19 protein-coding genes are annotated in these 19,607 nt (G+C 72.7%); 6 read left to right on the forward strand and 13 right to left on the reverse strand.

Features of this window, described 5'->3' with window-relative positions; all coding sequences use genetic code 11:
* Positions 1-102: 102 nt before the first annotated feature.
* Positions 103-543 carry a VOC family protein gene (locus Q9S36_RS31340; RefSeq protein ID WP_311288747.1) on the forward strand — a complete coding sequence of 147 codons (441 nt, stop codon included), beginning with the start codon at positions 103-105 and terminating at the stop codon, positions 541-543.
* A 68-nt stretch (positions 544-611) separates the two neighbouring features.
* The gene (locus Q9S36_RS31345; protein WP_311288748.1) at positions 612-2,315 is read left to right on the forward strand and encodes a SulP family inorganic anion transporter; all 1,704 of its coding nucleotides are present in this window, start codon (positions 612-614) and stop codon (positions 2,313-2,315) included.
* 28 nt (positions 2,316-2,343) lie between these two features.
* Here Q9S36_RS31345 and Q9S36_RS31350 read toward each other — a convergent pair whose 3' ends face one another.
* Both Q9S36_RS31350 and Q9S36_RS31355 read right to left on the reverse strand, forming a co-directional pair.
* On the reverse strand, positions 2,344-2,862 hold the full coding sequence (locus Q9S36_RS31350; RefSeq protein ID WP_311288749.1) for a GNAT family N-acetyltransferase: 519 nt from the start codon (positions 2,860-2,862) through the stop codon (positions 2,344-2,346).
* 5 nt (positions 2,863-2,867) lie between these two features.
* Positions 2,868-3,869 (reverse strand): beta-ketoacyl-ACP synthase III, encoded by a 1,002-nt coding sequence (locus Q9S36_RS31355; RefSeq protein ID WP_311288750.1) that lies wholly within the window; start codon positions 3,867-3,869, stop codon positions 2,868-2,870.
* 178 nt (positions 3,870-4,047) lie between these two features.
* On the opposite strand from Q9S36_RS31355, the gene Q9S36_RS31360 reads away from it, so the two are divergent.
* Positions 4,048-5,076: an RDD family protein gene (locus Q9S36_RS31360; RefSeq protein WP_311288751.1), complete on the forward strand. Its 1,029-nt coding sequence runs from the start codon at positions 4,048-4,050 to the stop codon at positions 5,074-5,076.
* A 209-nt stretch (positions 5,077-5,285) separates the two neighbouring features.
* Here the strand turns inward: Q9S36_RS31360 and Q9S36_RS31365 are convergent, their stop codons facing one another.
* A complete protein-coding gene (locus Q9S36_RS31365; protein ID WP_311288752.1) occupies positions 5,286-6,269 on the reverse strand; it encodes a hypothetical protein in 984 nt (327 codons plus the stop codon).
* A gap of 87 nt (positions 6,270-6,356) precedes the next feature.
* Between Q9S36_RS31365 and Q9S36_RS31370 the strand changes: the two genes are divergently transcribed.
* A complete protein-coding gene (locus Q9S36_RS31370; protein WP_311288753.1) occupies positions 6,357-7,490 on the forward strand; it encodes a glycosyltransferase 87 family protein in 1,134 nt (377 codons plus the stop codon).
* On the opposite strand, the gene Q9S36_RS31375 is transcribed toward Q9S36_RS31370, so the two are convergent.
* From Q9S36_RS31375 to Q9S36_RS31385, 3 genes are all read right to left on the reverse strand, one after another.
* Positions 7,484-7,615: a hypothetical protein gene (locus Q9S36_RS31375; protein ID WP_311288754.1), complete on the reverse strand. Its 132-nt coding sequence runs from the start codon at positions 7,613-7,615 to the stop codon at positions 7,484-7,486. The genes Q9S36_RS31370 and Q9S36_RS31375 overlap by 7 nt on opposite strands.
* 103 nt (positions 7,616-7,718) lie before the next feature.
* Positions 7,719-7,856: a hypothetical protein gene (locus Q9S36_RS31380; protein ID WP_311288755.1), complete on the reverse strand. Its 138-nt coding sequence runs from the start codon at positions 7,854-7,856 to the stop codon at positions 7,719-7,721.
* 47 nt (positions 7,857-7,903) lie between these two features.
* Entirely contained in the window at positions 7,904-8,581 is a 678-nt protein-coding gene (locus tag Q9S36_RS31385; RefSeq protein ID WP_311288756.1) for a hypothetical protein, read from the reverse strand.
* 92 nt (positions 8,582-8,673) lie between these two features.
* On the opposite strand from Q9S36_RS31385, the gene Q9S36_RS31390 reads away from it, so the two are divergent.
* The gene (locus Q9S36_RS31390) at positions 8,674-9,846 is read left to right on the forward strand and encodes a nucleotide sugar dehydrogenase (RefSeq protein WP_311288757.1); all 1,173 of its coding nucleotides are present in this window, start codon (positions 8,674-8,676) and stop codon (positions 9,844-9,846) included.
* A gap of 204 nt (positions 9,847-10,050) precedes the next feature.
* Here Q9S36_RS31390 and Q9S36_RS31395 read toward each other — a convergent pair whose 3' ends face one another.
* Genes Q9S36_RS31395 through Q9S36_RS31415 form a run of 5 tightly spaced genes read right to left on the reverse strand, consistent with a single transcriptional unit; the run spans position 10,051 to position 16,763 of the window.
* A complete protein-coding gene (locus Q9S36_RS31395) occupies positions 10,051-11,604 on the reverse strand; it encodes a glycosyltransferase (protein WP_311288758.1) in 1,554 nt (517 codons plus the stop codon).
* A complete protein-coding gene (locus Q9S36_RS31400; protein ID WP_311288759.1) occupies positions 11,605-13,389 on the reverse strand; it encodes a glycosyltransferase in 1,785 nt (594 codons plus the stop codon). It lies immediately after the preceding gene.
* The gene (locus tag Q9S36_RS31405; RefSeq protein WP_311288760.1) at positions 13,386-14,324 is read right to left on the reverse strand and encodes a hypothetical protein; all 939 of its coding nucleotides are present in this window, start codon (positions 14,322-14,324) and stop codon (positions 13,386-13,388) included. The genes Q9S36_RS31400 and Q9S36_RS31405 overlap by 4 nt, the downstream gene beginning before the upstream one ends.
* The gene (locus tag Q9S36_RS31410) at positions 14,324-15,379 is read right to left on the reverse strand and encodes a hypothetical protein (protein ID WP_311288761.1); all 1,056 of its coding nucleotides are present in this window, start codon (positions 15,377-15,379) and stop codon (positions 14,324-14,326) included. The genes Q9S36_RS31405 and Q9S36_RS31410 overlap by 1 nt, the downstream gene beginning before the upstream one ends.
* Positions 15,380-15,413: 34 nt before the next feature.
* Positions 15,414-16,763, reverse strand: coding sequence for a GH1 family beta-glucosidase (locus Q9S36_RS31415; protein ID WP_311288762.1), 1,350 nt, complete (start codon positions 16,761-16,763; stop codon positions 15,414-15,416).
* 18 nt (positions 16,764-16,781) lie between these two features.
* Between Q9S36_RS31415 and Q9S36_RS31420 the strand changes: the two genes are divergently transcribed.
* Positions 16,782-17,486 (forward strand): pirin family protein, encoded by a 705-nt coding sequence (locus tag Q9S36_RS31420; protein WP_311288763.1) that lies wholly within the window; start codon positions 16,782-16,784, stop codon positions 17,484-17,486.
* 50 nt (positions 17,487-17,536) lie between these two features.
* On the opposite strand, the gene Q9S36_RS31425 is transcribed toward Q9S36_RS31420, so the two are convergent.
* Together Q9S36_RS31425 and Q9S36_RS31430 are read right to left on the reverse strand one after the other, a co-directional pair.
* The gene (locus Q9S36_RS31425) at positions 17,537-17,839 is read right to left on the reverse strand and encodes a GIY-YIG nuclease family protein (RefSeq protein WP_311288764.1); all 303 of its coding nucleotides are present in this window, start codon (positions 17,837-17,839) and stop codon (positions 17,537-17,539) included.
* Positions 17,840-18,006: 167 nt separating this feature from the next.
* A complete protein-coding gene (locus Q9S36_RS31430; RefSeq protein ID WP_311288765.1) occupies positions 18,007-19,590 on the reverse strand; it encodes an FAD-binding oxidoreductase in 1,584 nt (527 codons plus the stop codon).
* Between the last annotated feature and the right edge of the window lie 17 nt (positions 19,591-19,607).

Genomic DNA, 19,607 nt, shown 5'->3' on the forward strand with positions numbered 1-19,607 from the left:
CCTGGCCACGGCGCGACCGGTATTCAGGCGCGATGTCGAGGACGCTCCGGCCGCTCCGTCCCGGGTGTGTACGACGACCACGACACGCAGGAGGATGGATCCATGGGACACGTCACGCGCTTCGACCACGTCGGCGTCACGGTCCGCGACCTCGACCGGGCGACCGACTTCTTCGTCACGCTCGGCCTGGAGGTGCAGGGCCGGCAGCCGGTCGAGGGCGACTTCCTCGACACGGTGATCGGCATCCCGGACTCGCGCACGGAGATCGTGATGCTCGCCTGCTCCGGTGGCGGCAGCCCGGTCGAGCTGTCGAGCTTCGTGCGGCCCGACCCGGTCGAGGGCTCGCCCGACGCGATGGCCAACGAGCTCGGCCTGCGCAGCCTCGCCTTCGAGGTCGACGACCTCGACGCGGCCGTCGCCGCCGTGGCCGCGGACGGCTACGGCCTCGTCGGTGCGATCGGGCAGTACGAGGACGTCTGGCGCATGGCGTACGTCCGGGGCCCGGAGGGCATCATCGTGGCCCTCGCCCAGCGGATCGGCTGACGCGCGCGACCCCTCGGTGCTGTCGCCGGCTCAGCAAGGGCATGCACTGGTGCACTAGCGTGCGGATGGTGTCCCCGCGCAGGCAACGGCCCCGGCTGCGGGGCCTGGTCCCCGGGCTCGCCGTGCTGCGCGGCTACCAGCGGAGCTGGTTGCGCCCCGACCTCGTGGCCGGCGCCACCGTCGGGGCGATGCTGATCCCGCAGTCGATGGCCTACGCCGAGCTCGCCGGCATGCCTCCGGAGTACGGCTTCTACGCCGTCTTGGGCCCGCTCGTCGTCTACGCCCTGGTGGGCACCAGCAGGCACCTCGGTGTCGGGCCCGAGCCGGGCACCGCGATCCTGGCCGCCGCCGGCGTGGGTGCGATCGCCGCCGGGGACCCGGGCCGCTACGTCGCGCTGATGGCCGCGCTCGCGCTGGCGGTCGGCGCGATCGCGATCCTGGGCGCGGCGGCTCGGCTGGGCTTCATCGCGTCGGTGCTCTCCAAGCCCGTGCTGGTCGGATACATCACCGGGGTCGGCCTCACCCTGCTCAGCAGCCAGATCGCGGCCTTCGCAGGGGTCCCCATCGAGGCGGACCGCTTCTTCCCGCGGGTCGTCGAGCTGGTCCAGGAGCTGGGCGACGGCGACCCGGCCACGTCGGCCCTGGGCACCGCCACCCTCGCGCTCGTGCTGGCCCTGCGACGCTGGGCCCCCACCTGGCCCGGGGCCCTGATCGCGGTTGCACTGGCGACCACCCTCGTCTGGCTCATCTCGGACGCAGAACCGATCGTGCCCGTGGTGGGCGTCATCCCGGAGGGCTTGCCCACCCCCGGGGTGCCCGACGTCGGTTGGGCAGACCTGGTGAGCCTCCTCCCGGTGGCGGTCGGGATCGTGCTGGTCGGGTTCACCGACAACGTCCTCACCGCCCGGTCCATCGCCGATCGTCTCGGCTACCGCGTCGAGCCCAACCAGGAGCTGTTCGCCCTGGGGCTGACCAACCTGACCTCCGGCCTCTCCCAGGGCTTCCCCGTGTCCTCGTCCGCCAGCCGCACTGCAGTGCCCGCCTCCCTGGGCAGCCGCACCCAGCTGGTCTCGCTGGTCGCCGCCGGGCTCGTGGTCGCCACGCTGGTGCTGCTCAGCCCGGTGCTGGGGGAGATCCCGCGCACCGCGCTCGCCGCGGTGATCGTCGCGGCGGCGATCGCGATCCTGGACGTCCCGGGCTACCGGGCCCTGTGGCGCGCCAGCAGGCAGGAGGCCCTGCTGGCCGTGGTCGCCACCTTGGGCGTCATCGTCTTCGACGTGCTGGTCGGCGTCATCGTCGCGGTCAGCCTCTCCATCGTGGTCGCCCTGAGCCGGATCGCCCGGCCGCACGACGCGATCCTCGGTGACGCTCCGGACCTGGACGGTTGGGTGGAGGTCGACGCGCACCCCGAGGCCACCCCTGAGCCCGGCCTCCTCGTCTACCGGTTCGACGCCCCGTTGTTCTTCCTCAACGCCGAGCGCTTCGCGGCTCGGGTCGTGGACGTGCTGGAGACCAACCCCGGCGCCGAGGAGTGGCTGGTGCTGGACTTCGAGGGCGTCGGGGCCCTGGACGCCACCGCCCTGGACATGCTCGACGGCCTGCTCGAGCGACTGGACGGGCTGGGCATCGAGGTGGTCGCCGTGGCCCGGGCCAACGACGACGTCGTACGACGCCTGCGGCGGGTCGACCTGCTGGAGCCGGAGGGGCCGGTGCGCGACTTCGCCACCATCAATGCCGCCGTCCGGGCGTTCCGCCAGCGTCAGCGGGAGTAGGGGCGACCGGCTTCTCGACCCTCGGGGCTCAGTCCCCCGGCGCAAGCTCGAGGTGTCCGACCACCCGGCCGTCCTCCTCCGTCTCGTCCGTCATCCCTGCCGCGCGCAGGAGACGCAGGATCGCCTCGTTCTCCGGCATCATCTCGGCGCGCAGCCTGCGCACTCCGACCTCGCGTGCCCGCTCGCACAGCCGGCGGAGCAGCACGGTGCCGAGCCCGCGGCCGTGCCAGGAGTCGGCGACGGTCACCGCCAGCTCGGCCTCGTCCGGGTCGGTCTCGTAGCGGATGAAGCGGGCCACCCCGATGATGTAGCTCGCGTCCTCGGTGGAGTGGGCGACGAACGCCTCGTGGTGGACGTGGTCCACGGAGGTGAAGTAGGTCGCCTGGCTGTCGGTCAGGCGCGGCGTGCCGGTGAGGAATCGCTGGTACTGCGACTCCTCGCTCATCGGGGCGAAGGCGCGCTGCAGCTCGGTGGCGTCCGTGCGGCGGACAGGACGGATCCGCACGGCGTCACCGGTGCGCAGGCGTACCGCGTCCTCGTCGCCCACCGGCGCTACTGGCCGAGCGGGGGCAGCGTCACGACCTGCCCGGCGTACGAGAGCCCGGCGCCGAAGGCGATCAGCAGGGCCGTGTCGCCGGCGGCGGCCTCGTCCTTGCGCAGCATTGCCTCCATCGCGAGCGGCACCGAGGCGGCCGAGGTGTTCCCGGCGTCGACGACGTCGGTGGCGATGGCGACCGACTCGGGCAGCTGGATGTTCTTGGCGAGGGTCTGGGTGATGCGCAGGTTGGCCTGGTGGGGGATGAAGGCGTCGAGCTCGTCGACGCCGACGCCGGCCAGGTCGAGCGCCTCGTGGGCCACCTTGGCCATCGCGAACGGCGCCCAGCGGAAGACCGCGGTGCCCTCCATCTGGACGACCGGGTGCTCCCGCTCGGAGTGGCCGCCGAGGCAGCTCGGCGTCTGGGTGATCACGTGGGCCTGGGAGCCGTCGGAGCCCCAGGCGGTCGGGCCGATCCCCGGTACGTCGGACGGGCCGACCACGACGGCCCCGGCCCCGTCGGCGAAGATGAACGCGGTGCCCCGGTCGGTCGGGTCCATGAAGCGGCTCAGCTGCTCCACGCCGATGACGAGGACGTGCGACTCGGCGCCCGAGCGCACCATCGACGCGGCGAGGTTGAGCGCGTGGCAGAAGCCCGCGCACCCGGCCGAGATGTCGAAGGCCGCGGCCGTGAGTCCCAGCGCGGTCGCGACCTGCGGGGCGGAGGCGGGCGTGTGCTCCGGGTGGGTCGACGTCGCGACGATGACGCACCCGACCTGCGCCGCGGCCACCCCGGCGGCGGCCAGCGCCCGCTCGGCCGCGGACACCGACATGCCGATCAGCGTCTCGTCCTCACCTGCGAAGCGGCGGGTCCGGATGCCCGACCGCGTCTGGATCCACTCGTCGGAGGAGTCCAGGACCTCGCAGATCTCGTCGTTGGTGACGACGCGCTCGGGCCGGTGGACGCCGAGCCCCAGCATCGCGGCGTGGGTGAGGTCGGTGGACTGCTGGATCGTCATCCCCCGAGCATAGGCACGGCCGCGAACACGCGCCCCTCACTGTGCCGGGCACTAGGCAGGGGCTGCGGAGGGGAGCAGACTGGAGGACCTTGAGCGCCGGACTGATGACCGAGGTGTTGCCATGGGCAGACACCAATCGAACAGGATCGATGCAGCTCTGTCATCCCCGCCTCATGGCGTGCGCCTGCTCTCCTTCCTGGTCGACGCAGCCATTGTGGCGATTATCGCGTTTGTGGCCGGCGGCGGATGGTCTCTCCTGATTGGCACCTTCGTGCTTTACCACTCGGCGTCGCTCTGGCTCACTGGCCAGACTGTGGGCAAGGCGATCGGGAATCTCGAGCTGCGATCCGCAGACGGAAGTCGACTTCCGCGCACACCGAGGTCGGTCGCCCTTCTCATCGGACGGTCGAGCGTCGGATACGCGATCGTGGACGCATGCGGACTGGGCGTCCTACTCGCACTACCGCAAGCCAACAGAGCGCGCCGCTGCCTACACGATTGGGTCTTCGGAACACGCGTCGTCATGCGGGACGACTTCTCCTGGGCATTGCCCCGCCTCCGGCAACGACTCCTGGACTTCGCCAACAACCGCAGAGCCGCATCGGCCGCTGTCCAACGCGAGCAGGAGGAAACGCGGCGCGTCGCAGGCCTGTGGCACTGGTTGGTGACGGGCGCGCTCGCGCTCGAGCAGGTCCTGGATGCCATACAACGCGCCGTCGGTCATATCGCAGGATGGTTCGGCGGGCCTTCACCCGCCACCGGTTCGTCCGTTCTGTCGACCAAGGCAGCGGCCTCGGTGGCGATAGCGTCATCCGCGGTCACCGCTGGCGCGATTACAGGGCTCGCGACGTGGGCGGACGCCGAGGACGCGTCGTTCGAGGGTCGCTGGGGGCTGATCGAGGTGAAGGAGGTCGGGTCGAACACGTTCGAAGGCCGGATGTCCGAGGACACGAGGAGTGCCGACGGCTGCCTGTTCGAGTCGGGACAGCTCGTGTGGCGGTTCGCGGGCACAGAGCAGCTCCTGAACGGCGCCGTCATATGGGCTCGGCTGAGCGATGGGGAGTGCACCGGCTTTGAATGGGGACCAGCCACGTTCGAACTACGTGACAGAGGAACCGAGGCGAACCCCGGCGATGACGTGCTGCGTCAGTGCTCGATCAATCCGAGGACCGACGTGCGGGCATGTCACCGTTTGAAGAGGAACTAGCAACTCATCAAAGTCAGGCGACGGGTGTGAGTCCGGTGCGTCGAGCGCTGGGCCCCCAGCAGGTGCGTGGCTGCGTAGCGCGCGGGGCGTACTCGCGGCACGTTCGCTCCCCTGACGAGCGGGTACGACGCACGTGCGGCGGTTGTGGCCCTCCCGCAGCGTGTCGAGGGGCAACAACCGCCGCACCTGCGGCAGACGAGCTCGCGCGGTCAGGCCGTCGCGGGGACCACGACCCTGCGCCGGCCGAGGCTGGGCAGCCAGCGCACGTCGCCCGCGGTGGTCGCCGACGAGCCGTAGGCCAGCAGCGCGAGGAAGACGCCGTACACCGGGAGGTGGCCGACCATCTCGGTCTGGCCGAAGAGCAGGAGCGTGGCGTTGAACGGCACCATCGCGACCAGGACCGCGACCTGCGGGAAGGCACCCGAGATGACGAGCAGGCCGAACAGCAGCTCGGTGGCGCCGGCGATGGCCACGAAGGTCTCGGGCGAGACGTGGATGCCGACGAGGGCGAACACGTCGAGCGCCGGGTAGTGCTCGAGGGTGTCGATGGCCATCCCCGGGTTGGTCAGTTTCTCCGAGAAGGCGAGCACGATCAGGGCGACGCCGACGCCGAGCCGCAGCCACAGCAGGGCCCAGCGGAGCTGGGCGCGGGGCGGGTGTGCCGCTCCGTTCGCATCGGGTCCCGGAGGTACGACGACGAGGAAGGCCGCGACGGCCGCGAGGTTCGCGCACTCGCCGAGCGCCGTGGGTCCGGCGACCAGGGCGAGCGCCGGGCCGAGGCCGAGCACGAGCGCGGCGGCCGGGCGCAGGTTGATGCCGGTCACCAGCCAGATCCCCAGCGTGGCTTCGACGAGGAGGAGGGCGTTGCCGCCGACGCCGTCGAGGTGGTCGTTGGACGGCGTGATGAACGCCCCCGTCGCGGCGAGCGCGAGGAGCGCGACGCCGAGGTGGATGCCGAGGAGGCGCGGCACCCACGGCACGAGGCGGCCGACGGGCGCCAGGAACGGCAGCTCGGGCCGGTGGATCCGGAGGGCGACGAGGCGCCACGCGACGGTCACGGCCACCACCGCGGCGGTCAGCACCAGCGGCAGCGGCGAGAGGAAGAAGGACCAGTCGCCCGCCTGCTGCGACTCGACGAACCAGCGTTCGTGCGTCGGCAAGGCAGGGACGAGCGCGGCGAGGGGGAGGGTCATGTCACCACCATCGGCTGCGCGCCCGGTCCGGATGAGCGGCGGAAGGTCCGGATCCCGGGGGACCTTGGTCCCGAATACGCTGCACGGGTGAAGGCCCCGCGCTGGCTCCCGGGCCCGGCGACCGCCGCGCTCGTGGCCGCCGGCGGGGTCGCCGGCGCGGTCGCGGTCGCCGCTGGCCACCCGTTCGTGGACCTCCTCGCCTACCGGCACGGCGGTGACTCCGTCCTCGCCGGGTCGTCGCCCTACGCGAGCGACGATCCCGTGACCGGGCTGCCGTTCACCTACCCGCCCTTCGCCGCCGTGCTGATGGCGCCGCTGGCGCTCCTGCCGCACTGGCTCGCCGCCGCCGTGTGGACGGCCGCCTCGGCCGCGGCGCTCGGCGGCTCGGTCGTGCTCGTGCGCCACGCCCTCGGGCGTACGACGTCGGCCTGGGCCGCGGTCGCGCTGTCCGTCGCCGCGCTGGCGCTGGAGCCGGTGTGGCAGAACCTCGCCTTCGGTCAGGTCAACCTGCTGGTCCTGCTCGTCGTGCTCGCCGACGTGCTCCGCTCCGACCGTCGCCTGGCGGGCGTCGCGCTGGGCGTGGTGGCGGGGGTGAAGCTGACCCCGCTCGTCTTCGTCGCGCTGCTCGTCCTCGTCGGCCGGCGCGCTGCCGCCGCCCGCGCGGTGCTGGCGTTCGCCGCCACGGTGGCGATCGGGTACGTCGCGGTGCCCGGCGCGACGTCGTACTGGACCGAGCGGCTGCTGGACCCGCGCCGCGTCGGCCCGCCGGCGCTGGCCCACAACCAGTCGGTCTCCGGGGCGCTGACCCGGCTGCTGGACGGGGTGCCCCCGACGGCGGTCTGGGCGGCCGTCGCCGGGACCCTCGCGCTGGGCGTCCTGGCGGGCGCCGCGGCACGGTGGCGCGGCGGCGACCCGGTGCTCGCCACGTGCCTGGCCTCCGTGGCGATGCTGCTCGCCTCGCCCGTGTCGTGGTCGCACCACTGGGTCTGGGCGGTGCCCGTCGCCCTGGTGCTCTGGGAGCGCAGCCGCTGGGCCGCCGTGGCGTGGGCAGCGGTGTTCGTGACCCGGCCGATCCTGTGGCCGCCGTGGGGCGGAGGACGCGAGCTGGGGTGGAGCGCGCCCGAGCACGTCGTCGGCAACGCCTACCTGCTCGCGGCGCTCGCCCTGGCGGCCTGGGCCGTCAGGGCGGGGCGCCGGGCACCGACGTCGGTGCCCTACTGACGGTCGGGGTCCGCCTCGGGGATCGGGGCGCCGGGGTCCTCACCCGGTGCGACGGGGTTGACCGCCGGGTCCCCGGACGGGACGACCTGCGGATCGGACTCGGGCTCCATCGGTGTCGTGGTCATCCAACCTTCGTACGCCGCCCGCGCCGGGGCCGCAACGTCCGCCCCACCCCCTGAGGTGGGGTCCGCGACGGCCACCTGACACCGGCCGCCGGCCGGGGCAGGCTCAGGGGCGGCGGCCGCCGCGGCGCTGCTGCACCTTGCGCACGGCTTCCTTGATCCTGGCCTGGTTCTGCGGCTTGCGGGCCTCGTCGTAGACCTTCTTGGCGATGCCGGCAGCGGCGAGCTTCTTCGCGATACCCATGCGTCCACCCTGCCAGCGGGCACCAAGGCCCCTGCGGAGGACTGGCGTCAGGCCCCGCCGACCGCCCGCTCGTGGGCGGTCCACGCCGCGCCGTTGTGCCACCGCTCACGGCTGCCGTCGGCAGTCGGGTACCACCCCTCGCCGATCGCACCGGGCGGCGTGGCTTCGTCGCGCGTGAGCACGTCGGGGGCGAGCACGCCGACGTGGGTGTCCGGCAGCACCGGAGGGCCCTCGGGTACGACGACGTCGGGCTCGCCGGCGGGGATCGTCCACGACGTCGGGCGCCTGGTCTCGCCGGGGGCCGGCTCCGGTGCCGGGAAGCCGGCGAGCCTCGCCATGGTGTGGCCGAGCGGCCCGCTGACCTCGACGTGGACCCCCGGTTCCGTCGGCCGCCGCTCCTCCAGCTCGGCGCGGAGCTCCGGCGGCAGCTGACCGTAGAGCGTCGCGGCCTCACGCATGAGCTCGTCGTTGCTCCGCCCACCGGGCGTCATCATCTCGACGGCGAGGCCGCCCATCCGCTCAGCGGCGTCCGACGGGGTGCCCACGGCCTCGAGCTGGGCACGCGTGGCGGCCCGCAGCCGTGCCGGGACACGGACGACCGCCAGCACGAATGCCCCCAGCAGGAGGGGGAACGCGAGACCGTCGTGCCCCGTCAGCACCGCGACCATGGCAGCGAAGCCACACACCATCGGGCCGAGGCCCAGCCCCGTTCCTCGCTTCGCCATCGACGACCTCCCGCTGTCCGCGACCCCGGCGGTCGCCGGTCAAGGGTGCAGGAGGTCGGCCGCTGTTGTCCGGCGTACGGCACAATCACCGGGTGACCACTCGGATCTCTGTGGCGGGCCTCGGCTACGTCGGCCTCTCGATGGCGGTGCTGCTGGCGCGGCACAACACGGTCGTGGGACTCGACCTCGATGCCGAGCGGGTCGAGCGGCTCAGGCGCGGCGAGAGCCCGATCCACGACGACGACATCTCCCGCTTCCTCGCCGAGGAGGAGCTCGACCTCGCCTTCACGACCGACCCGGAGGAGGCGCACAGGGGCGCCGACTTCGTGATCATCGCGACGCCGACCAACTACGACCCGGTGACGAACTACTTCGACACCGGCTCGATCGAGGCGGTGATGCGCGACGTCCAGCGGATCAACCCCGACGCGACCATGGTCGTGAAGTCCACGGTCCCGGTGGGCTACATCGAGGACGTACGCGCCCGGCTCGGCACCACGGACGTCATCTTCTCCCCCGAGTTCCTGCGAGAGGGGCGGGCGCTGCACGACAACCTCCACCCCGCGCGCATCGTCGTGGGCGAGGACTCCGCACGCGCCCGGGCCTTCGCCGAGCTCCTGGTCAAGGGCGCGGACGCCGACGACGTACCCGTCCTGTTCACCGCGCCCACCGAGGCCGAGGCGATCAAGCTGTTCGCCAACACCTACCTCGCCATGCGGGTCGCCTACTTCAACGAGCTCGACTCGTTCGCGCTCTCGCGCGGCCTGGACTCGCGCTCGATCATCGACGGGGTGGGGCTCGACCCGCGGATCGGCACCCACTACAACAACCCGTCGTTCGGCTACGGCGGCTACTGCCTGCCCAAGGACACCAAGCAGCTGCTCGCCAACTACTCCGACGTGCCGCAGACGCTGATCTCCGCGATCGTCGAGGCCAACACGACCCGCAAGGACTTCATCGCCTTCGACATCATCGACCGCGGGCCGGAGGTCGTGGGGATCCACCGGCTGATCATGAAGGCCGGCTCGGACAACTTCCGGGAGTCCTCGGTGCAGGGCATCATGAAGCGGCTCAAGGCCAAGGGCATCGAGGTCGTGGTCTACGAGCCCGAGCTCGGCGAGGACCACTGGTTCGGCTCCGAGGTCACCGACGACCTCGCCTCCTTCAAGGAGCGCGCCGACCTCATCGTCGCCAACCGGATGGTCGAGGAGCTCGACGACGTGGCCGACAAGGTCTACACCCGCGACCTCTTCGGCGCGGACTGACCGCTCTGCCGCCGGACCTCCGTCGGTTTCGAGGCTCGTCGCTGGCGCTCCTCACACCTCAACCAGCGAACGTCGGTTGAGGTGCGAGCGCAGCCACCGGACCCTAGTCGGTTGAGGTGCGAGCGCAGCGAGCCTCGAAACCACGACGACCAAGGGGTTTCGAGGCTCGTCGCTGGCGCTCCTCGCACCTCAACCAGCGATCGGCTAGCGGCGGCGGCCGAAGATGCCCTTCTTCTCGACCTCCGGCTCGCGGGGCGTGACGGCGGCCGGTCCGTCCTGCCCGAGTGCCTTCATCAGGCGGTCCTCCGACTTCGCCGGGTCGACCGCGGGGCGGGCGGGGAGCAGGAAGCGCTCGACCTCACGCTCGGGGGTGGGCACCCAGCCGACGGCGGTGGCGTCGTACGCCTTGACCCCGAATGACTCGTCCATCAGGGCCTCGCGGTCGTCGCCCGGCGCGGCGAGGCGGGCCACGCGGGCCAGGGCGGCGGTGCGCTCGAGGCGCGCGGCGCCGCCGGTGGGGTACGTCAGCGCGCGGGCGCCGTGGTGGGTGCGCTCGAGGTCGCCGAGCATCGCCGACACCGCGACCGGGAGCGGGGCGAGCGAGACGTCGGGCAGGGTCAGCACGAACTCCGCGTCGGACGAGGCGGGCGCGGTCTCGAGCAGGCGCACCCGCGGCTCGTGGAGGTAGGAGCGGTGGACCAGCCGGGTCTCCAGGACCGGGTCCTCGACGGGCTGCACCCGGTCGTCGTGGACCGAGCTCCACGGACCGACGACCGTGACCCGCAGGTCGGGGACGTCGCCGTCGAGCAGCGAGTCGACGACGCGGATGGTGTCGTCGGCGGGACCCGCCGGGACGACGACCTCGAGGTACGGGACCTGGTAGGCGCGTCCGCGCTTGTTGCGCTTGGGCCGCATCGTCGGCACGAGGTCGGCGAGGTAGGGGTCGTTGAAGCGGTTGACCTGCTCGGCCCGGCGCAGCACCTGCGAGCGGCCGAGGTGCCAGCTGCGCGCCTCGCGGTCGACGACGAAGACGCCGCCGGCCTGGGCCAGGGAGTGGCCGAGGTGCATGTCCTCGCCGAGCTTCAACGACGGGTCGAAGCCGGCGGAGTCGAGGTAGAGCGCCTTGGTGACCGAGCCGGTCATCCCGATGTGGAAGCGCTGCGCCCGCGGCCCGGCGGTGCGCAGGTCGTCGGTCTTCGCCCAGTAGTCCTCGACCCACTGGTGCGCCTCGTGCTCCTGACCGGGGAAGAGGTCGGCCGCCTCGCCGGCCGCGATCCGGTCGCGCACGACGGCCGGGTCGACCTCGAACAACGACGCCGGGTCGACGAACAGCTTGTGCCCGCCGGGGACGGCGTAGTCGACGAGGTGGTGCCAGCGGGCGTGCGCCTCGACCTCCTCGCGGTGGGCGAGCATGTCGGCGTCGTACCAGTGCAGGACGTCACCGTCCGCGAGCCGCGCGCCGAGCTGGCACGCGTTGGCCCGTCCCCAGCCGTGCTCCACGCGGACCAGGCGGGTGTTGTCCGGCCTGACCTCCGGCAGCTCCTGCGGCGGCGAGCTCTGGTCGTCGACGACGAGCACCTCGAGCAGGTGGGCGGGGTAGGACTGCGCGGCGAGCCCGGCGAGGACGTAGGGCAGCTTCTGCTGGTAGTTGAACGTCGGGACGACGACGGTCACCGACAGGGTCGGCTCCCACGCGCCGAGGGCCGGCGGCGTAAGGGTCCCCCAGTCGTTGTGGCGCACCACGGTCTGCCGGGCCATCTACTGCGTACCCCCGTCCGGACGGTCGGCCTCGTCGACCTCCAGCGCCAGGCTCGGCTGGAAGCCGCTCCACTCGGAGGCCACGATGTCAGGTCGGCGGAACTCCTCGTCGTCGCGCACCCAGGTGTGTCCGTCGCCCGTGCGGCGCAGGACGTAGCCCAGCCCGTGGGTGCGGTAGATCCGGCCACCGGCCGCCTCGACCCCGGCCAGCAGCTGGGCGTCGACGTACTTGCGCACGCGCCGGAAGTCGCCGAGCGAGCGCAGCAGGCCGCGCTCCATCAGCAGCGTGCCGCCGGCGACGAAGCGGGCGAAGATCTCCGAGGGGTGGTTGCGGCGCACGGTGACGTCGCCGCGGCTGTCGTTGGCGTGGAGGTAGACGAACTCCGAGGGCATGCCGACCACGTCGGCGCCGGAGAAGCGGCGGGCCATCAGCAGGTCGTGCACGGCGTCGGGTGAGTACCAGTCGTCGTCGTCGACCTTGAGCAGCACCTCGCTCGACGCCGCCCGCGCCGCGGCGCTGAGCACGTCGCCGAAGAACGTCGACTCGTCGAAGGAGAGGACCTGGTGCGGGCGGTCGCCGAGCGCACGGCGTACGGCGTCGCGGTCGGGCTCCCAGCCGTGCGCGGCCAGCACCAGCTCGACGTCGGCGCCCCGCTGGCGGGCGACCTGCCGCAGGGCGAAGTCGAGCATGTCGGGACGCTTGGTCGACAGCAGCGCGCTGACCGGAGGCAGCCCGACGTGGCGGACGCCGGCGCGGGTGGCGAGGGCGGACCGCCAGGCGAGCGTGGAGTGGTGGTCGAAGGCGGCGCGCCGCACGGCGAGGCTGTGCTCCTCGCGGCGCAACGGGTCGTCGAGGTCGACCGCTGCGTCGAGCGCGGTGGCCAGCGGCGGCGCGACGTCGAGCACGCCCTCGGTCACCAGCGGCACGCCGGAGATCGCCAGCGCGAGGAGGTCCGCGGTGCGGGTGTCGGCCGGCAGGCGGACGCCCTGGAAGGCACGTGCGGCCGCGACGACGTCCTCGGTGACCGGGCCGGTGGTGATCCGGGAGAGGTCGACGACGCCGTGGTCCCAGTCCTTGCGGAAGCCGGTGGGGTTGAAGACCCGCTCGTCGACGGGCTCCGGGCCGGGGTCGGTGACGACCGTGGGTGCGCGGTCGATGACGTGGTGCTCGGCCACGCTCTGCTGGCTGGTGGCCCCGCGGCGCGCGACCACGACGTCGGGCGGCACGTCGCGCTCGGGGTCGCCGGCGCCGGCCACGTCGGGCAGCAGCACGGACCGGGCGTCGAGACCCGGGGCCGCGGGCCGGCCGGCGTACGCCACGACGAGGCCGCCGTGGGTGGTGTCGCCGGGGCCGGCCGCCTGCCGCGCCATCTCCATGACGACCAGCTGGGCGCGGGCGCCGGAGGCGAAGCGGGCGACGGTGAGCACGCCGCGGTCGCCGGCCTCGCGCGCCGCGAGGTGGACCAGCGGCGGCCACTCCGGGCGTGGCACCAGGACCCACGGGGTCGGGGCGTCGGTGAGCCAGCAGGCGATGGCCTTGGCCTGCCCGAGGAGGGGTACGGCGCTCGCCATCCGCCGCAGCCGGGCACGGTCGGCTGCAACGACGAGGACCGAGCCCCATCCCTTCCGCGGACCGTCGAGGGACGACAGCGTGACGACCTGCGGCGTCAGCCCGGGCACGTCCTCGATCCCGTGGAGGGCGTCGAGGGCCAGCCCACCGTCGGAGTCGTCGACCAGGACCAGCGTGGGTCCGGGCAGGCGGAGGTCGTGGAGAGGATGGGTCACGGTCGGACGCGCTCCTTCAGGGAGGCAGGCAACGAGTGCTTGACCAGCGGCCGGGGCTGGCGCCAGAGCCAGTCACGGCTCACGTGGTCGATGATGTGGACCCCCTCGGGCGCGGTCACCTTCACCAGCCCGCCCAGCGCCTCGGGGTCGCCGTTGCGGATGGCCTCGTCGACCTCGAACTCGCGGAGCTTGCGGTAGAGCCGGGTGTTGGTGAAGTCGACGCCGTCGCGGCGCCAGTGGGCGTACTCGTCGGCGTCGAGCCACTTCACCTCGAGCACCAGGCCCTGCTGGAGCACGATGCGTTCGACGCCGGGCGGGAACTCGCGCAGCTCCCAGTCGAAGGCCTTGACGAAGGTGAAGTCGGGGCCCATCGGGTAGACCCACGGCTCGAGGAAGCGCAGGGACAGGTCGAGCCAGCCGGTGGACTCGTCGACGACGGTCAGCGGGTGGCGGGGCATCGCGACGATCGCGCGGGTCGACTGGAGCTGCCACGACAGGTCGCGCAGGATGCCCGCGCCCTCGGGCGTGAGCACCATGTCGCCGTCCCACTTCATCGAGTAGGTCGTGCGGACGTGCGAGAAGCACCAGTTGTAGAAGTGGGTCAGCGAGTGGACGCTCGTCGCCGGTGTCGCGAGGTGCTCGCCGCCCGCGCGGGCGACCCGGTGCGGGTAGTCGAGCACGGTGAGCCGGTCGGCCGCGCCGCACTCCTCGGCGACCGTGCGCGCCACCTCGGCGGTGCCGTCGTCGGACCCGTTGTCGACGAGCAGCACGTGGTCGACCGCCGAGAAGATCGGCGGCAGCACCCACGGCAGGTTGCGTGCCTCGTTGCGCACCCGGAAGACGCACGTCAGCCCGGGCACCAGCGGCTCGCCCGCCGTCCACGGCCAGGTGACGTCGTACGCCGGGTCCTGCTCGAGGGAGGCGATGTCGGGCATCAGGCTCCTCGGCCCCGCTCGCGGCCCATCGCCTGGCGCAGCTTCCGGCGGGCGGCCGGCGGGACCATCGCCCGCACGGCGTGCGGCACGCGGTCGGCGCCGCTGCGCCGGGGGGCCTGCTCGGCCGCCTCGCGCCGCGCCTCCGCGGCCGCCGTACGCCGCTGGGCGACGACGGTGGAGTGCGCGAACGCCTCGGCCTCGGCGTACTGCTCGGCGTAGGCCGTGCGCAGCTGGTCGCAGGTCTGGTGGAGCTCGGCGGAGTCGTCGTCGGCGAGCGCGTCGAGCGCCTGCCAGGTCTCGTCGGCGAGCTCGCGCAGCCGGGCAGGCACGCCGATGTCGTCCCACGTCATCGTGACGCGACGCAGCGAGGGGTCGATGAAGCGGTGCACCTCGGCGATGTCGACGGCCATCGCGGTCTTCACCCCGGCGAGGTCGAACGCCTCGCCCAGCGCGAAGACCGGCTGCGTCCAGTCGTCGAGCAGGTCGCCGTAGCGGACGAACGCGCGCTGCTGGCCGCGGGTCGCGCGCTCGGTGTGCAGCATCATGTTGACCCACGCCGCGGTGCGGGTGATGGCGCCCTGGTCGGAGCCCGCGCCCATCCTGCCGTAGTAGGTCTGCTTGGAGCCGACGACCTCGGTCACCGGCCGCAGCATCGTGACGTACGACGACGTGGCGTCGCAGCGGTCGGCCGCTGCCCGCCACAGCCCGAGGAACCAGGCGGCGCGCGGGTCCTTGATGACGAGCTCGTCGGCGACGCCGAGCTGCTCCTCGAGCCACGTCGTGACCCGCTGTCGCAGGGCGTGGTCGCCGCTCGTGGTGCCGGTGTCGAGCCACGCCCGCGGACGCGCGTCGGAGACCTGCACGTTGCTGCGCTGCAGCAGCTCGTGGTGCAGGTCGACGACCCAGCGCGGCTCGCCGAAGCCCTTGGGGTTGGTCGCGTCGGCGACGACCTCCGGCTGGGGCACGTGGAGGCCGAGCGTGCGCAGCGTGCCGGCCATGGTGCTCGTGCCGCTGCGGCCCGAGCCCACGACGAAGACGACGCGGCGGTTGGTCATGTCGCGAGCCTATCGACCCCGGTCCCCGGCGCCGCTACAGGTGCTGGGGCTGCGCGGCGATCATGTCGGCGTACCAGTGGAAGGAGTTCTTCCGGGTGCGCTTCAACGTCTCGTAGTCGATGTGCACCAGCCCGAAGCGCTGGGTGTAGCCCTCGGCCCACTCGAAGTTGTCCATCAGCGACCACGTGTAGTAGCCCCGGACGTCGACGCCGCGGGTGATGGCCTCCGAGACGGCGTTGAGGTGGGCCCGCAGGTAGTCGATGCGCGCCTGGTCGTCGACGACGCCGTCCTCGTCGGGCCCGACGTTGTAGCTGCACCCGGACTCGGTGATCATGATCGGCGGCAGCGCGGCGCGGAACCGGGCGCGGAACATGACCAGCCACTCCCGCAGGGCGTCGGGCACGATCGGCCAGCCGAAGTCGGTCGTCGGGTAGCCGACCACCTCACGGAAGTCGAAGGGGATCTCGGAGTCCTCGTCGGCGGCCGCGATCTTCATCGGGTTGTAGTAGTTGACGCCGTAGAAGTCGAGCGGCTGGCGGATGGTCGCGAGGTCACCGTCGACCATCACCTCGTCGAACAGCGGCATCAGGTCGGCGGGGTAGCGACCGAGCAGCATCGGCTCGAGGAACGTGCCGTTCCACAGCGCGTCGAAGAGCTTGCTCATCCCCACGTCGGCGTCGTCGTCGCTGGCCGGCCAGATCGGCGCGTGATTGTTGGCGCAGCCGATCGACGTCGCGCCCGCCCGGCGCAGCTCGATCGCCGCCCGCCCGTGCGCGAGCAGCAGGTGGTGGACCGCCGGCAGGCAGTCGAAGAGCATCGACTTGCCCGGGGCGTGCGTGCCGAGGCCGTAGCCCAGGATCGAGGCGACGTTGGGCTCGTTGACGGGGATCCAGTGCTCGACCCGGTCGGCGAACCGCTCGCCCAGGATGGCGGCGTACTCCGCGAAGCGGTCGACGGTGGAGCGGTTGAGCCAGCCGCCGTCGTCCTCGAGGGCCTGCGGCAGGTCCCAGTGGTAGAGCGTGACCATGGGCTGCTGGTCGTTCTCGAGCAGGGTGTCGATGAGCCGGTCGTAGAACGCCAGCCCCTTCGCGTTGGCCGGTCCGCGGCCGGTCGGCTGGATCCGCGGCCAGCTGACGGAGAACCGGTAGCCGCCGGTCCCCAGCTCCTTCATCAGCGCGACGTCCTCCGCGTAGCGGTGGTAGTGGTCGCAGGCGACCTCACCGGTGCTGCCGTCGGCGATGCGTCCGGGCTCGGCGCTGAAGGTGTCCCAGATGCTCGGGCCCTTGCCGTCCTCGTGAGCCGCACCCTCGATCTGGTAGCTGGCCGTGCTCGTGCCGAACCGGAAACCGGGTGGGAGCAGGGGGAACTGATGCGGGGGAGGCACATCCGCGAAGATATCGGCATGTCAGGGACCCTGTACGCCGGATCCACGAGGTCGCAGGAGTCCGTGCCAGGGCGGACCACCCGGCACTCGTTCTCGTTCGGTCCACACTACGCCCCGACGAACCTCGGCTTCGGGCCGCTGGTGTGCCACAACGACGACGTGCTGGACCCGGCTCCCGCGATCGTCGCCGGCTACTCCGAGCACCCGCACACGGAGCTGGAGATCGTCACGTGGGTGCTCGAGGGCGCCCTCGTGCACACCGACTCCACGGGCGCGTCCCACGTCGTCGAGGCGGGCCGGGCGCAGGTCCTCTCGGCCGGCACCGGCATCCGCCACAGCGAGGTCGCCGACCCCGCCTCCGGCCGCTGCCGCTTCGTCCAGGCGTGGCTGCTGCCCTCGGCCCCCGGCGCCGAGCCGTCGTACGTCCTGGGCGAGGCGCCGCCGCCTCGATCCCACCTGGTCGAGGTGGCCGGCGGCTCCGGGCTGCCGATCGGCACGACCGGCGCCCGGCTGCTCGTCGCCCGCCTCTCCCCCGGCTCCTCCGTCGTGCTCCCCGACGACCCGCGCCAGCACGTCTTCGCCGCCACGGGCGCCGTCGCGGTCGGGGACGTCGCGCTGGGCGCGGGCGACGCCCTCCGGATCACCGACGAGCCGGGCCGGTCGGTCACCGCCACCGAGGCGACCGAGCTCCTCGTCTGGACCTTCGCCGACCCCGCCGGATGAGCAGGCCGCCGGTTGAGCAGCGAGCGCAGCGAGCGTGTCGAAACCAAGGCTCAACCGGCCGTCTCGGGCCGGCGACGCCAGTAGCCGGCGGCGAGCTCGGGTAGGTCCGCCCACCGGCCTTCGATGAGGGCGAGCCGTTTGTCGCGGCGCCACCCTTGCACCTGCTTCTCGAATGCGAACGCCTCGTCGACACGTTCGAACTCGCCCGCCCAGGCCAGGCGCACTGGCCGCCGCCTCTTCGTGTACTCGGCTCCCAATCCCTCGTTGTGCTCCCAGATCCGCCTCTCGATGTTCCAGGTGCTGCCGACGTAGAAACTGCCGTCGGAGCACTCGAGGATGTAGGTCCAGGGCATCCGACCAGTCGATCCGATCGGGGTGGGAACCCGACAGGGGTGCTCGTGGATCTGTGGATGGAGCCTTGGTTTCGACACGGGCCCTGGGGGCCCTGCTCAACCGGCGGCCCTGCCCCCACCACGCCGCCGCCGGTTGAGGTGCGAGCGAAGCGAGCCTCGAAACCCGTCTACGGGATGAGGACGCCCGGGTTCAGGATCCCCGAGGGGTCGAGCTCGGCCTTGACGGCGCGGAGGATGCGGACCCCGACCTCACCGATCTCCTGGGCGAACCAGGGCTTGTGGTCGGTGCCCACCGCGTGGTGGTGGGTGATGGTCGCACCGGCGGCGATCATCGCGTCGCTGGCGGCGGCCTTGGCGACCTGCCACTGCGCGACCGGGTCCTCGCCCTGGCGGGCGGCGACGGTGAAGTAGAGCGAGCAGCCCGTCTCGTAGACGTGCGAGACGTGGCAGAGCACGAGTGCGCCCTCGCCGAGCGCGGACTGCAGCGCGGCCCTGACGTCGTCGTACAGCCGGCCGCGGTTCGACCAGAAGGTCGCGGTCTCGAGCGTCTCGACGAGCACCCCGTGGTCGAGCAGGGAGTCACGGAGGTACGGCGCGTGGTACCGGCCCTGCACCCACCTCTCCCCCGGCTCGGTGCCGAGCGGCGTGCCGCCGAGGTCGGTGAGGACGGCGGTGACGGCGGCCTGCCGCGAGGCGACCTGGGAGGGGGTGCCGTCGTAGCCGGTGATCATCAGGCAGCCCGGGTCGTCGGCGCCGCCGATGGACGAGGGGTCGGCGAGGTTGATCGCGGTCTCGGACTCGTCGGAGAGGCGGATCACGGTGGGCAGGAGCCCGGACTGCGCCAGGGTGCGCATGGCGTCGGCACCGGCGTCGAAGGACGGCCACCGCCAGCCCTCGTACGTCGTCACCTCGGGGAGGCGGCGTACGCGCACGGTGACGGAGGTGATGACCGCGAAGGCGCCCTCCGAGCCGAGGAGCAGCTGGCGCAGGTCGGGCCCGGCGGCGTTCGCCGGAGACGACCCGAGGTCGAGCGACCCGGTCGGCGTCGCGGCGGTGAGGCCGACCACCATGGCGTCGAAGCGGCCGTAGCCGGCGCTCGACTGGCCGCTGGAACGGGTGGCGGCGAAACCCCCGACCGAGGCGTGCTCGAACGACTGCGGGTGGTGGCCGAGCACCAGGCCGTGCTCGGCGAGCAGCGCCTCGGCCTCGGGCCCACGGAGGCCGGGCTCGAGTGTGGCGGTCATCGAGACCTCGTCGACGGCGAGCAGCCGCTTCATCCGCACCAGGTCGAGGCTGACCAGGCCGGCGAAGCCGTCGCGGCGCGCGGCGAGGCCGCCCGTCACGCAGGTGCCGCCACCGAACGGCACGACCGCCACGCGGTGCCGGTCCGCCCAGGCCAGCACGGCGCCCACCTCGGCGTGGCCCCTCGGCCGCACCACCGCGTCGGGTGCGTCGCGCAGGTCACCCGCCCGCGCCCGGAGCAGGTCGGGGGTCGACTTGCCGCGGGTGCGGAGGACGCGGGCCTCGTCGTCGGTGCGCACGTGCTCCAAGCCGACCACGACCCGCAGCTCGTCGAGCAGCGCGTCGTCGAGGGTGGGCGCGGGGGGCACCGCCCCGGCGACGGCGGGGCGGTCCTGCAGCCCGAAGGCCAGCTCGACCAGGCCGCGTGCGGAGTCGGGCAGGTCGGCGGCAGCCGCGGGGTCGCCCCAGCGCTGGGGGTGCATCTCGACGGAGGGCTCGAACGACGTCATGCGTTACAGTGTGACAC

The organism is Microbacterium sp. ARD31, from assembly GCF_031844425.1.

What these genes read in the sequence shown, in the direction of transcription:
- Q9S36_RS31375 (WP_311288754.1), bottom strand. Translation starts at nt 7,615, where the DNA reads ATGACCACGACACCGATGGAGCCCGAGTCCGATCCGCAGGTCGTCCCG.
- Q9S36_RS31340 (WP_311288747.1), top strand. Translation starts at nt 103, where the DNA reads ATGGGACACGTCACGCGCTTCGACCACGTCGGCGTCACGGTCCGCGAC.
- Q9S36_RS31395 (WP_311288758.1), bottom strand. Translation starts at nt 11,604, where the DNA reads ATGGCCCGGCAGACCGTGGTGCGCCACAACGACTGGGGGACCCTTACG.
- Q9S36_RS31385 (WP_311288756.1), bottom strand. Translation starts at nt 8,581, where the DNA reads ATGGCGAAGCGAGGAACGGGGCTGGGCCTCGGCCCGATGGTGTGTGGC.
- Q9S36_RS31405 (WP_311288760.1), bottom strand. Translation starts at nt 14,324, where the DNA reads ATGCCCGACATCGCCTCCCTCGAGCAGGACCCGGCGTACGACGTCACC.
- Q9S36_RS31420 (WP_311288763.1), top strand. Translation starts at nt 16,782, where the DNA reads ATGTCAGGGACCCTGTACGCCGGATCCACGAGGTCGCAGGAGTCCGTG.
- Q9S36_RS31380 (WP_311288755.1), bottom strand. Translation starts at nt 7,856, where the DNA reads ATGGGTATCGCGAAGAAGCTCGCCGCTGCCGGCATCGCCAAGAAGGTC.
- Q9S36_RS31410 (WP_311288761.1), bottom strand. Translation starts at nt 15,379, where the DNA reads ATGACCAACCGCCGCGTCGTCTTCGTCGTGGGCTCGGGCCGCAGCGGC.
- Q9S36_RS31355 (WP_311288750.1), bottom strand. Translation starts at nt 3,869, where the DNA reads ATGACGATCCAGCAGTCCACCGACCTCACCCACGCCGCGATGCTGGGG.
- Q9S36_RS31365 (WP_311288752.1), bottom strand. Translation starts at nt 6,269, where the DNA reads ATGACCCTCCCCCTCGCCGCGCTCGTCCCTGCCTTGCCGACGCACGAA.
- Q9S36_RS31425 (WP_311288764.1), bottom strand. Translation starts at nt 17,839, where the DNA reads ATGCCCTGGACCTACATCCTCGAGTGCTCCGACGGCAGTTTCTACGTC.
- Q9S36_RS31430 (WP_311288765.1), bottom strand. Translation starts at nt 19,590, where the DNA reads ATGACGTCGTTCGAGCCCTCCGTCGAGATGCACCCCCAGCGCTGGGGC.